The 12,511-nt window shown below is 57.3% G+C and carries 10 protein-coding genes, 4 tRNA genes, 1 rRNA gene and 3 pseudogenes; all 18 read left to right on the top strand.

Annotated elements, in window-relative coordinates; translation table 11 throughout:
• The first annotated feature begins 51 nt into the window (after positions 1-51).
• Positions 52-167 (top strand): 5S ribosomal RNA (gene rrf / locus AK81_RS12540).
• A gap of 209 nt (positions 168-376) precedes the next feature.
• On the top strand, positions 377-1,336 hold the full coding sequence (birA, locus tag AK81_RS12535; RefSeq protein WP_043199444.1) for a bifunctional biotin--[acetyl-CoA-carboxylase] ligase/biotin operon repressor BirA: 960 nt from the start codon (positions 377-379) through the stop codon (positions 1,334-1,336).
• Positions 1,326-2,075 carry a pantothenate kinase gene (locus AK81_RS12530; RefSeq protein WP_043199433.1) on the top strand — a complete coding sequence of 250 codons (750 nt, stop codon included), beginning with the start codon at positions 1,326-1,328 and terminating at the stop codon, positions 2,073-2,075. The genes birA and AK81_RS12530 overlap by 11 nt, the downstream gene beginning before the upstream one ends.
• A 7-nt stretch (positions 2,076-2,082) precedes the next feature.
• Positions 2,083-2,508: a hypothetical protein gene (locus AK81_RS12525; RefSeq protein ID WP_043199431.1), complete on the top strand. Its 426-nt coding sequence runs from the start codon at positions 2,083-2,085 to the stop codon at positions 2,506-2,508.
• A gap of 152 nt (positions 2,509-2,660) precedes the next feature.
• Positions 2,661-2,744: transfer RNA gene (locus AK81_RS12520), tRNA-Tyr, on the top strand.
• A gap of 24 nt (positions 2,745-2,768) precedes the next feature.
• Positions 2,769-2,842: transfer RNA gene (locus tag AK81_RS12515), tRNA-Gly, on the top strand.
• A 29-nt stretch (positions 2,843-2,871) separates the two neighbouring features.
• A tRNA-Thr gene (locus AK81_RS12510) sits at positions 2,872-2,947 on the top strand.
• 78 nt (positions 2,948-3,025) lie between these two features.
• Positions 3,026-3,754: pseudogene (locus tag AK81_RS30240) on the top strand (GTP-binding protein); the annotation flags it as partial.
• Positions 3,728-3,895 (top strand): annotated as a pseudogene (locus AK81_RS30620) (GTP-binding protein); the annotation flags it as partial. The pseudogenes AK81_RS30240 and AK81_RS30620, both read left to right, overlap by 27 nt.
• A gap of 3 nt (positions 3,896-3,898) precedes the next feature.
• Positions 3,899-4,741 (top strand): annotated as a pseudogene (locus tag AK81_RS30230) (GTP-binding protein); the annotation flags it as partial.
• Between the two features lie 54 nt (positions 4,742-4,795).
• Positions 4,796-4,871, top strand: a tRNA-Trp gene (locus AK81_RS12495).
• A gap of 44 nt (positions 4,872-4,915) precedes the next feature.
• Entirely contained in the window at positions 4,916-5,284 is a 369-nt protein-coding gene (secE, locus tag AK81_RS12490; RefSeq protein WP_016484648.1) for a preprotein translocase subunit SecE, read from the top strand.
• 9 nt (positions 5,285-5,293) lie between these two features.
• Complete coding sequence (gene nusG, locus AK81_RS12485; protein WP_043199430.1) at positions 5,294-5,827, top strand: transcription termination/antitermination protein NusG; 534 nt, start codon at positions 5,294-5,296, stop codon at positions 5,825-5,827.
• A 119-nt stretch (positions 5,828-5,946) separates the two neighbouring features.
• A complete protein-coding gene (gene rplK, locus AK81_RS12480; protein ID WP_003255500.1) occupies positions 5,947-6,378 on the top strand; it encodes a 50S ribosomal protein L11 in 432 nt (143 codons plus the stop codon).
• Positions 6,378-7,073, top strand: a complete 696-nt coding sequence (gene rplA, locus AK81_RS12475; protein ID WP_043199429.1) for a 50S ribosomal protein L1 — start codon at positions 6,378-6,380, stop codon at positions 7,071-7,073. The genes rplK and rplA overlap by 1 nt, the downstream gene beginning before the upstream one ends.
• Before the next feature lie 197 nt (positions 7,074-7,270).
• Positions 7,271-7,771 carry a 50S ribosomal protein L10 gene (gene rplJ, locus AK81_RS12470; protein WP_043199428.1) on the top strand — a complete coding sequence of 167 codons (501 nt, stop codon included), beginning with the start codon at positions 7,271-7,273 and terminating at the stop codon, positions 7,769-7,771.
• Positions 7,772-7,848: 77 nt separating this feature from the next.
• The gene (rplL, locus tag AK81_RS12465; protein WP_033703494.1) at positions 7,849-8,214 is read left to right on the top strand and encodes a 50S ribosomal protein L7/L12; all 366 of its coding nucleotides are present in this window, start codon (positions 7,849-7,851) and stop codon (positions 8,212-8,214) included.
• Positions 8,215-8,434: 220 nt separating this feature from the next.
• Entirely contained in the window at positions 8,435-12,508 is a 4,074-nt protein-coding gene (gene rpoB / locus AK81_RS12460) for a DNA-directed RNA polymerase subunit beta (protein WP_043199422.1), read from the top strand.
• Positions 12,509-12,511: the final 3 nt, after the last annotated feature.

Raw genomic sequence — 12,511 nt, 5'->3', positions numbered from 1 at the left:
CATATCCGAATTCGCTGGGCTGTCCATCTGGACATTCTGGCTACAGAATTTCTTGACGACCATAGAGCATTGGAACCACCTGATCCCATCCCGAACTCAGTAGTGAAACGATGCATCGCCGATGGTAGTGTGGGGTTTCCCCATGTGAGAGTAGGTCATCGTCAAGATTCATTTCGCAAAACCCCTATCTGCGCATGCAGGTAGGGGTTTTGTCTTTGCGGCTCAAAAACATTCAAGCCCTGCTCGTATCCCTGTGGGAGCGGGCATGCCCGCGAAGCAGGCGATGCGGTGGATAGGCCGCTCCTTCAGGCCCTTTTCCTATGCAAGCCAACAGCCCATGGCTATCATGCGTGCCTTATTCCAAGTCGAGACTGGCATGCTGAAGTTGTTGAATCTCCTCAAGGATGGCCGGTTCCATTCCGGAGAAGCTCTGGGGGCAGCCCTCGGGGTGAGTCGCAGCGCCGTTTGGAAACAGCTGCAGCACCTGGAGAGCGAGCTGAACCTGACCATTCACAAGGTTCGTGGGCGCGGTTATCAGCTGGCGGCACCACTGGCTTTGCTCGAGGCGCAGGCAATCGCCGGGTTTGCCGAAGGCGAGCAGTGGCCGGTTTTCATCCACGAAATCATCGACTCGACCAACGCCGAAGGCTTGAGGCTTGCCAATCAAGGGCAGGTAGCGCCATTTCTCGTCCTGGCCGAGCGGCAAAGCGCCGGCCGCGGTCGACGTGGCCGGCAATGGGTCAGCCCATTTGCCGAAAACCTCTATTACAGCCTTGTCTTGCGTGTGGATGGCGGCATGCGCCAGCTCGAAGGCTTGAGCCTGGTGGTGGGGGTTGCAGTAATGCGCACGCTGCAGGCGTTCGGCGTAAAAGATGTAGGGCTCAAATGGCCCAATGACGTGCTGGTTCGCGGGCAGAAGATCACCGGTATTCTCCTGGAGCTGGTGGGTGACCCGGCCGATGTCTGTCATGTGGTACTGGGTATCGGTATCAATGTGAACATGCAGGTCAATGACCAGGTCGACCAACAGTGGACCTCGATGCGGCGCGAGGTGGGCGCGGCTATAGACCGTAACCACTTGGTGGCTTCGCTCAATCAGCAATTGCAGCACGAATTGGCACGCCATCGTCGCTACGGGTTTGCCGCGTTCCAGGAGGAATGGGAGCAGGCGCACCTTTGGCAGGGGCGCAATGTTTCACTGGTTGCTGGTAATACGCGCATCGATGGCGTGGTTCTTGGCGTCGACGGGCAGGGCGGCTTGCGCCTTGAGGTGGACGGAGTTGAAAAGAGCTTCAGTGGTGGTGAGCTCAGTTTGAGGTTGCGTGATGATTCTTGAGCTCGACTGCGGTAACAGCTTCATCAAGTGGCGTGTAATCCATACTGCTGATGCAGTGATTGAGGGTGGCGGGATCGTCGATTCCGATCAAGCGTTGCTGGCTGAAGTGGCTGTGCTGGCTTCGGTGCGTCTGACGGGGTGCCGCATTGTCAGTGTGCGCAGCGAGGAAGAAACCGATGCGCTTTGTGCGTTGATTGCACAGGCATTTGCCGTGCAGGCGCGCGTTGCGCATCCGGCACAAAGCATGGCCGGGGTGCGCAACGGTTATGACGACTATCAGCGTTTGGGCATGGACCGTTGGCTGGCTACGCTGGGTGCATTTCACCTGGCCAAGGGCGCGTGCCTGGTGATCGATCTGGGTACTGCTGCCAAAGCAGACTTTGTGGCCGCAGACGGCGAGCACCTAGGGGGCTACATCTGCCCGGGGATGCCATTGATGCGTAGTCAGTTGCGTACCCACACCCGGCGTATTCGCTATGACGATGCCTCCGCAGAGCGCGCATTGACCAGTCTGTCCCCGGGCCGCTCTACTGTCGAAGCGGTCGAGCGTGGTTGCGTGTTAATGCTCCAGGGCTTTGCGCGTACCCAGCTCGAGCAGGCGCGTGCACTGTGGGGTGACGAATTCACGGTGTTCCTGACCGGGGGCGATGCGCCGCTGGTGAGGGAGGCCGTGCCGCAGGCGCGTGTCGTCCCTGACCTGGTTTTCGTTGGCCTGGCCATGGCCTGCCCATTGGATTGAGGTGCCTATGCGTTGGTTGTTTCTGCTGTTACTGGTGCTCAACGTCTTCTATTACGTGTGGCATCAGCAGGAAGCGCCGCTGAAGGTCAAGGAAGTCGCCCCCCTGTCACTGTACAAGGGGAATCAGCAAGAAATCCGTCTGTTGCGTGAGACGGGTGTATCGACGCCACCCAGGCGCCGTGACGAATGCCTGGTAGTAGGTGGTATGGCAGGGCAGGAGCAGCTGGATGCACTGCGTCAGCGCTTGCTGAGCCTGGATATTGCCACCTTGCCAGTGGCGGGGCAGCTGCCTGGAGTGGATGGGCGCTGGCTCAAGGTTGCCCCAGAAAGCGAGCGTTTACTGGACCAAACGGTCCTTTCGGCTCTTTCCAATGATTTCAAAGACTTAAAACATAAAATTATTTTCTGCCAGGGTATTGCAACTGGTGAATAGCTTGATAGAATGGCGCCCGCTTCACAGGGAACACCACTCAGGTGGTAGAGCTGGAAGCGGTGTCAAAGCAGCTAAGTTTCAGATTTGATTGAAAAAATTTGAAAAAACGCTTGACACTAGGACGGCAGACACATAGAATGCCGGCCACATCTGGAGGGATTCCCGAGCGGTCAAAGGGGACGGACTGTAAATCCGTTGCGAGAGCTTCGAAGGTTCGAATCCTTCTCCCTCCACCAGTTTTAGCGAGAGCCGCAAGCTCCGCGGGTATAGTTTAGTGGTAGAACCTCAGCCTTCCAAGCTGATGATGCGGGTTCGATTCCCGCTACCCGCTCCAAGTTTGCCGGATTTTGCACAATGTGTTTCGCTCTTGTAGCTCAGTTGGTAGAGCACACCCTTGGTAAGGGTGAGGTCAGCGGTTCAAATCCGCTCAAGAGCTCCATATAAACAAGGCAGATATGAAAATATCTGCCTTTGTTTTATCAGCGCAAGACTATTTCTTCTGCGGAGGATTGTATCGATGGCTAAGGAAAAGTTTGATCGTTCCCTTCCCCACGTTAACGTCGGCACTATCGGCCACGTTGACCACGGTAAGACCACTCTGACCGCAGCTCTGACTCGCGTCTGCTCCGAAGTTTTCGGTTCGGCAGTCGTTGAGTTCGACAAGATCGACTCGGCTCCGGAAGAAAAAGCGCGCGGTATCACCATCAACACCGCTCACGTCGAGTACAACTCGAACATTCGTCACTACGCTCACGTTGACTGCCCAGGTCACGCTGACTACGTGAAGAACATGATCACCGGTGCTGCCCAGATGGACGGCGCGATCCTGGTTTGCTCGGCCGCCGATGGTCCGATGCCACAAACCCGTGAGCACATCCTGCTGTCTCGCGTTCGCGACCTGCTGTCCACCTATGACTTCCCAGGCGACGACACCCCGATCATCATCGGTTCGGCTCGTATGGCGCTGGAAGGCAAAGACGACAACGAAATGGGCACCACTGCCGTTCGTAAACTGGTTGAAACTCTGGACAGCTACATCCCAGAGCCAGAGCGCGCTATCGACAAGCCGTTCCTGATGCCAATCGAAGACGTATTCTCGATCTCGGGCCGTGGCACCGTGGTTACCGGCCGTATCGAGCGTGGTATCGTCCGCGTTCAAGAGGCACTGGAAATCGTTGGTCTGCGTGACACTCAAACCACCACCTGCACCGGTGTTGAGATGTTCCGCAAGCTGCTGGACGAAGGCGACTGCCCAGGTCACGCTGACTACGTGAAGAACATGATCACCGGTGCTGCCCAGATGGACGGCGCGATCCTGGTTTGCTCGGCCGCCGATGGTCCGATGCCACAAACCCGTGAGCACATCCTGCTGTCCCGTCAGGTTGGCGTTAACATGATCACCGGTGCTGCCCAGATGGACGGCGCGATCCTGGTTTGCTCGGCCGCCGATGGTCCGATGCCACAAACCCGTGAGCACATCCTGCTGTCCCGTCAGGTTGGCGTTCCGTACATCGTGGTCTTCCTGAACAAGGCTGACCTGGTAGACGACGCTGAGCTGCTGGAACTGGTCGAGATGGAAGTTCGCGACCTGCTGTCCACCTATGACTTCCCAGGCGACGACACCCCGATCATCATCGGTTCGGCTCGTATGGCGCTGGAAGGCAAAGACGACAACGAGATGGGCACCACTGCCGTCAAGAAACTGGTTGAAACTCTGGACAGCTACATCCCAGAGCCAGAGCGCGCTATCGACAAGCCGTTCCTGATGCCAATCGAAGACGTATTCTCGATCTCGGGTCGTGGTACCGTTGTTACCGGTCGTATCGAGCGTGGTATCGTCCGCGTTCAAGAGCCGCGTGCTGGCGAGAACTGCGGCGTTCTGCTGCGTGGTACCAAGCGTGACGACGTTGAGCGTGGCCAGGTTCTGGTCAAGCCAGGTTCGGTCAAGCCGCACACCAAGTTCACCGCAGAAGTCTACGTCCTGTCGAAGGAAGAAGGCGGCCGTCACACTCCGTTCTTCAAAGGCTACCGTCCTCAGTTCTACTTCCGTACCACTGACGTGACCGGTAACTGCGAACTGCCGGAAGGCGTTGAGATGGTAATGCCAGGTGACAACATTCAGATGACTGTTACCCTGATCAAGACCATCGCAATGGAAGACGGTCTGCGCTTCGCTATCCGTGAAGGCGGTCGTACCGTCGGCGCCGGCGTCGTAGCAAAAATTATTGAATAAGTAGTTGATTTACTTGATCAGGCCGGTATAATGGCCGGCCTGATACAGCGTTACAGGTCAGTAGCTCAATTGGCAGAGCGACGGTCTCCAAAACCGTAGGTTGGGGGTTCGATTCCCTCCTGACCTGCCATTTCACTTCGGTGTGATGGCTTTCTTCTTACAGGATCCTCCTCGATGACTCCCAAAACTGAAGCCCAAGAATCGCGTTTTGATCTATTCAAGTGGCTGGCTGTAGTTGCTTTGGTGGTTGTAGCTGTTGTGGGTAATCAATATTACTCCGCGTCTCCGATCCTGTATCGCGTCCTCGCACTTCTCGTCCTGGCTGCTGTCGCGGGCTTTGTAGCTCTGCAGACTGCGAAGGGCAAGTCGTTCTTTGCGCTGGCGAAGGAAGCTCGTACCGAAATCCGTAAAGTCGTGTGGCCGACCCGCCAGGAAACCACCCAGACCACGCTGATTGTCGTGGCTGTCGTGCTGGTTATGGCACTGCTGCTGTGGGGTCTTGATTCCCTGCTCGGCTGGGCGGTCTCCCTGATCGTTGGCTAAAGGTGTCCCGTGGCTAAGCGTTGGTATGTTGTGCATGCTTACTCGGGTTACGAGAAGCATGTAATGCGCTCCCTGATCGAGCGCGTCAAGCTGGCTGGCATGGAAGACGGTTTCGGCGAGATCTTGGTTCCGACCGAAGAAGTCGTCGAAATGCGCAACGGCCAGAAGCGCAAGAGTGAGCGTAAATTCTTCCCTGGCTATGTACTGGTCCAGATGGAGATGAACGAAGGGACTTGGCACTTGGTCAAGGATACCCCTCGTGTGATGGGCTTTATTGGCGGTACCGCAGATAAGCCTGCACCGATCACCGATAAAGAAGCTGAAGCTATCCTGCGTCGCGTTGCCGACGGTAGCGACAAGCCGAAGCCTAAGACGCTGTTCGAGCCAGGTGAAGTGGTTCGTGTCGTTGATGGTCCGTTCGCTGACTTCAACGGTAGTGTCGAAGAAGTTAACTACGAAAAGAGTCGCCTCCAGGTGGCGGTGCTCATTTTCGGTCGCTCTACTCCGGTGGAGCTCGAGTTCAGCCAGGTCGAAAAGGTCTAGGCGGACGAAGCATCCCAAACCCCGCAGCCCTGTGTGTTGCGGGGTTTTGTCGTCACTGGGATAAAACGCAAGTCATCCGGGGAGCCATCAGGCGTTCGTACCCGATTTTGGAGTAGCTCATGGCTAAGAAGATTCAGGCTTACATCAAGCTGCAAGTTAAGGCCGGCCAGGCCAACCCAAGCCCACCCGTTGGTCCAGCACTGGGCCAACACGGTGTGAACATCATGGAATTCTGCAAGGCCTTCAACGCCCGTACTCAGGGTCAAGAAGCCGGCCTGCCGACTCCTGTGATCATCACTGTCTACAGCGACCGTAGCTTCACCTTCGAGACCAAGAGCACCCCTGCCTCGGTTCTGCTGAAGAAAGCTGCTGGCCTGACCAGTGGTTCGGCTCGTCCGAACACCGTTAAAGTCGGTACCGTTACCCGCGCTCAGCTGGAAGACATCGCCAAGGCAAAACAGGCTGATCTGACCGCTGCTGACCTGGACGCTGCTGTACGCACCATCGCTGGCTCTGCCCGCAGCATGGGCCTGAACGTGGAGGGTGTGTAATGGCTAAGCTGACCAAACGCCAAAAGGCAATCGCCGAGAAAATCGAAGCAGGCAAGTCCTACAACTTCGAAGAAGCGGCAACTCTGCTGGCCTCGCTGCCTGCTGCCAAGTTCGTCGAGTCCTACGACATCGCCGTTAACCTCGGTGTTGACCCGCGTAAATCCGACCAGGTCGTCCGTAGCGCTACTGTGCTGCCACACGGCACTGGCAAGACCGTTCGCGTTGCCGTCTTCACCCAGGGTCCAGCTGCTGAAGCCGCTTTGGCTGCCGGCGCTGACCGCGTAGGTATGGACGATCTGGCTGCCGAAATGAAAGCCGGCGACCTGAACTATGACGTAGTTATCGCATCGCCTGATGCAATGCGCGTTGTAGGTCAGCTGGGTCAGGTTCTGGGTCCTCGTGGCCTGATGCCTAACCCGAAAGTTGGTACCGTTAGCCCAGACGTAGCCACTGCCGTGAAAAACGCCAAGGCTGGTCAGGTTCGCTACCGTACCGACAAAAACGGTATCATCCACACCTCCGTTGGCAAGATCGGCTTTGAAGCTGGCAAGCTGAAGGAAAACGTTGAAGCCCTGATCGCTGATCTGAAGCGTATCAAGCCAGCTTCCTCGAAAGGTATCTACGTCAAGCGCGTTACCCTGAGCACCACCATGGGCCCAGGTCTGATCATCGATCAGAGCTCGCTGGACGTGTAAGAACATGGCGGTGCGACTTGTCGCGCTGCCAGCAAAAATTGGGGTCCCTGCCTGGCGGGGGCTATCCAAGACCGTAGGTGGCGCAAGCCTTAAAACACCAGCCCACGCAGATGGTGCTCCCGATTCGTTACCGAATCAGACACCAAAACGACATCCGGCTTCGGCCAGATGAAACGGTAAAAACCAGGAGTAAACCCGTGGCAATTAAACTCGAAGACAAGAAGGCCATCGTCGCTGAAGTCAACGAGGCTGCCAAAGTCGCTCTGTCCGCTGTTGTGGCTGATGCCCGTGGTGTGACTGTAAGCGCAATGACCGGACTCCGTAAAGAGGCCCGCGAGGCTGGCGTTTACGTACGTGTTGTACGTAACACCCTGCTCAAGCGCGCTGTTGAAGGCACCGAATTTTCGGTCCTCAGCGACGCGTTCAAAGGCCCGACCCTGATTGCTTTCTCCAACGAACACCCGGGCGCTGCTGCTCGTCTGTTCAAAGAGTTCGCCAAGGGTCAGGACAAGTTCGAGATCAAGGCAGCTGCGTTTGACGGCAATTTCATTGCAGCGAACCAGATCGACGTGTTGGCTACCCTGCCGACCCGCGACGAAGCTATTGCACGACTGATGAGCGTTATTCAAGGCGCCACCAGCAAGCTGGCTCGTACTCTGGCAGCCATTCGCGACCAGAAAGAAGCTACCGCTGCCTAAGGCACGCGAACTCTTTCAAAATCATTCGTTTAATTTGATGGCTGCGTAGGCCTTCACCCCAATACAGGATTTAAGTCATGTCCCTGACTAACGAGCAAATCATCGAAGCAATCGGCCAGAAAACCGTTCTGGAAGTTGTTGAGCTGATCAAAGCAATGGAAGAAACCTTCGGCGTTACCGCTGCTGTTGCCGCTGCTGGCCCAGCTGCTGCTGCTGCCGTTGTTGAAGAGCAGACCGAGTTCAACGTTGTTCTGCTGGAAGCCGGCGAGAAGAAAGTGAACGTGATTAAAGCCGTTCGCGAGCTGACCGGTCTGGGCCTGAAAGAAGCCAAAGAGAAAGTCGATGGCGCTCCTCAGGTTGTAGCTGAAGGCGTTTCGAAAGAAGCCGCTGAAGACGCTAAGAAGAAGCTGGAAGAAGCAGGCGCTAAAGTCGAGCTGAAGTAATTTCGACTTTGCGATGCCAGCCTGAGCGTTGAGCACAAGGCTGATGGCTGGTGGCTTATGCCACCGGCCTTTTTCCGTTATTGGCGGTCGGTCAAGCCGGCCCCGATAACAAGCTGCAAGACACCCACGTGGGTGGCGCAAACCAAGGGGTTTGCACGATTTTCTGGCTGCTCCCGCCGGGAGAAGCCAAACAAGCAGGTGACCAAGCTGGGGAACGCTGATGGCTTACTCATACACTGAGAAAAAACGTATCCGCAAGGACTTTAGCAAGTTGCCGGACGTCATGGATGTGCCTTACCTCCTGGCCATCCAGCTGGATTCGTATCGCGAATTCCTGCAAGCGGGAGCATCCAAGGATCAGTTCCGCGACGTCGGCCTGCACGCGGCCTTCAAATCGGTATTCCCGATCATCAGCTACTCCGGCAATGCTGCCCTGGAGTACGTAGGCTATCGCCTGGGCGAACCTGCCTTCGATGTGAAGGAATGTGTCCTGCGTGGCGTGACCTTCGCGGTCCCACTGCGGGTCAAGGTGCGCCTGATCATCTTCGACAAGGAATCGTCGAACAAAGCGATCAAGGACATCAAAGAGCAAGAAGTCTACATGGGTGAAATTCCCCTGATGACTGAGAACGGTACCTTCGTTATCAACGGTACCGAGCGTGTGATCGTTTCCCAGCTGCACCGTTCGCCTGGTGTGTTCTTCGACCACGACCGTGGCAAGACTCACAGCTCCGGCAAGCTGCTGTACTCCGCTCGCATCATTCCTTACCGCGGTTCCTGGTTGGACTTCGAGTTCGACCCGAAAGACTGCGTGTTCGTCCGTATCGACCGTCGCCGCAAGCTGCCGGCTTCGGTGCTGCTGCGCGCCTTGGGTTACAGCACTGAAGAAGTGCTGAACACCTTCTACACCACCAACGTGTTCCACGTTTCCGGCGAGAAACTCAGCCTGGAACTCGTGCCACAGCGTCTGCGTGGTGAAGTCGCAGTCATGGACATCCATGACGAAACCGGCAAAGTCATCGTCGAGCAGGGCCGCCGTATTACCGCGCGCCACATCAATCAGCTCGAGAAGGCCGGCGTCAAGCAGCTGGACGTTCCGATGGAATACGTACTGGGTCGCACCAGTGCCAAGGCCATCGTGCACCCGGCTACTGGCGAGATCCTGGCAGAGTGCAATACCGAGCTGACCACTGATCTGCTGATCAAAGTCGCCAAGGCACAGGTCGTCCGTATCGAGACCCTGTACACCAACGACATCGATTGCGGTCCGTTCATCTCCGACACCCTGAAGATCGACACCACCAGCAACCAGCTGGAAGCTCTGGTCGAGATCTACCGCATGATGCGTCCAGGCGAGCCGCCGACCAAGGATGCTGCCGAGACCCTGTTCAACAACCTGTTCTTCAGCGCCGAGCGTTACGACCTGTCCGCAGTCGGCCGCATGAAGTTCAACCGTCGTATCGGTCGTACCGAGATCGAAGGTTCGGGCGTGCTGAGCAAGGAAGACATCGTCGAGGTCCTCAAGACCCTGGTCGATATCCGTAACGGCAAAGGCATCGTCGACGACATCGACCACCTGGGTAACCGTCGCGTTCGTTGCGTCGGCGAGATGGCCGAAAACCAGTTCCGCGTTGGCCTGGTGCGTGTAGAGCGCGCGGTCAAGGAACGTCTGTCGATGGCGGAAAGCGAAGGCTTGATGCCGCAAGACCTGATCAACGCCAAGCCGGTTGCGGCGGCGGTGAAAGAGTTCTTCGGTTCCAGCCAGCTGTCCCAGTTCATGGACCAGAACAACCCGCTCTCCGAGATCACCCACAAGCGCCGCGTCTCTGCACTCGGCCCGGGCGGTCTGACCCGTGAGCGTGCTGGCTTCGAAGTCCGTGACGTACACCCGACCCACTACGGCCGTGTGTGCCCGATCGAGACCCCTGAAGGTCCGAACATCGGTCTGATCAACTCCCTGGCAGCCTATGCCCGCACCAACCAGTACGGCTTCCTGGAAAGCCCGTACCGCGTGGTGAAGGAAGGCGTTGTCAGCGACGACATCGTGTTCCTGTCGGCAATCGAAGAAGCGGATCACGTCATCGCCCAGGCTTCGGCCGCGATGAACGACAAGAAGCAACTGATCGATGAGCTGGTAGCTGTTCGTCACCTGAACGAATTCACCGTCAAGGCGCCGGAAGACGTCACCCTGATGGACGTTTCGCCGAAGCAGGTTGTTTCTGTTGCAGCGTCGCTGATTCCGTTCCTCGAGCACGACGACGCCAACCGTGCGTTGATGGGTTCGAACATGCAGCGTCAGGCTGTACCGACCCTGCGTGCCGACAAGCCGCTGGTAGGTACCGGCATGGAGCGCAACGTTGCCCGTGACTCCGGTGTCTGCGTGGTTGCTCGCCGTGGTGGCGTGATCGACTCGGTCGACGCAAGCCGTATCGTTGTTCGCGTTAACGACGACGAAGTGGAAACCGGCGAAGCAGGTGTAGATATCTACAACCTGACCAAGTACACCCGTTCTAACCAGAACACCTGCATCAACCAGCGTCCGCTGGTGAGCAAGGGTGACAAGGTTCAGCGTAGCGACATCATGGCCGACGGCCCGTCCACCGACATGGGTGAACTGGCGCTGGGTCAGAACATGCGCATCGCGTTCATGGCGTGGAACGGCTTCAACTTCGAAGACTCCATCTGCCTGTCCGAGCGTGTGGTTCAGGAAGATCGCTTCACCACCATCCACATTCAGGAACTGACCTGTGTGGCGCGTGACACCAAGCTTGGCCCAGAGGAAATCACTGCGGACATCCCGAACGTGGGTGAAGCTGCACTGAACAAGCTGGACGAAGCCGGTATCGTTTACGTGGGTGCTGAAGTCGGCGCTGGCGACATCCTGGTTGGCAAGGTCACGCCAAAAGGCGAAACCCAGCTGACTCCGGAAGAAAAACTGCTGCGTGCAATCTTCGGTGAGAAGGCCAGCGACGTTAAAGACACCTCCCTGCGCGTGCCAACCGGCACCAAGGGTACCGTCATTGACGTACAGGTCTTCACCCGTGATGGCGTCGAGCGCGATACTCGCGCCCTGGCCATCGAGAAGATGCAGCTGGACGAGATCCGCAAGGACCTCAACGAAGAGTTCCGCATCGTCGAAGGCGCAACCTTCGAGCGTCTGCGTTCTGCTCTTAACGGCCAGGTGGTTGACGGTGGTGCGGGCCTGAAGAAAGGCACCGTGATCGCTGACGACGTGCTGGACGGTCTGGAGCACGGCCAGTGGTTCAAACTGCGCATGGCTGAAGATGCACTGAACGAGCAGCTGGAAAAGGCTCAGCAGTACATCGTCGACCGTCGCCGTCTGCTGGACGACAAGTTCGAAGACAAGAAGCGCAAGCTGCAGCAGGGCGATGACCTGGCACCTGGCGTACTGAAGATCGTCAAGGTCTACCTGGCAATCCGCCGTCGCATCCAGCCGGGTGACAAGATGGCTGGTCGTCACGGTAACAAGGGTGTCGTCTCGGTAATCATGCCGGTTGAAGACATGCCGCACGATGCCAACGGTACTCCGGTCGACGTCGTACTGAACCCGCTGGGCGTACCTTCGCGTATGAACGTCGGTCAGATCCTCGAAACCCACCTGGGCCTCGCGGCCAAGGGCCTGGGCGAGAAGATCGACCGCATGATCGAAGAGCAACGCAAAGCCGCTGAGCTGCGCGTATTCCTGACCGAGGTCTACAACGAGATCGGCGGTCGTCAGGAAAACCTCGCCGAGTTCACCGACGAAGAGATCCTGGCCCTGGCGCACAACCTGAAGAAGGGCGTGCCGATGGCTACCCCGGTCTTCGACGGTGCCAAGGAAAGCGAGATCAAGGCCATGCTGAAGCTGGCCGATCTGCCAGAGAGCGGCCAGATGGTGCTGTTCGACGGCCGTACCGGCAACAAGTTCGAGCGTCCAGTGACCGTTGGTTACATGTACATGCTCAAGCTGAACCACTTGGTGGACGACAAGATGCACGCGCGTTCCACTGGTTCCTACAGCCTGGTTACCCAGCAGCCGCTGGGTGGTAAGGCGCAGTTCGGTGGTCAGCGTTTCGGGGAGATGGAAGTGTGGGCGCTGGAAGCATACGGCGCGGCATACACCCTGCAAGAAATGCTCACAGTGAAGTCGGACGACGTGAACGGCCGTACCAAGATGTACAAGAACATCGTGGATGGCGATCACCGTATGGAGCCGGGCATGCCCGAGTCCTTCAACGTGTTGATCAAAGAGATCCGTTCGCTCGGTATCGATATCGATCTGGAAACCGAATAACAC

Source organism: Pseudomonas putida W15Oct28 (assembly GCF_000708715.2).
Classification (GTDB): domain Bacteria; phylum Pseudomonadota; class Gammaproteobacteria; order Pseudomonadales; family Pseudomonadaceae; genus Aquipseudomonas; species Aquipseudomonas putida_R.
This window is presented reverse-complemented; position numbering and strand designations above follow the sequence as displayed.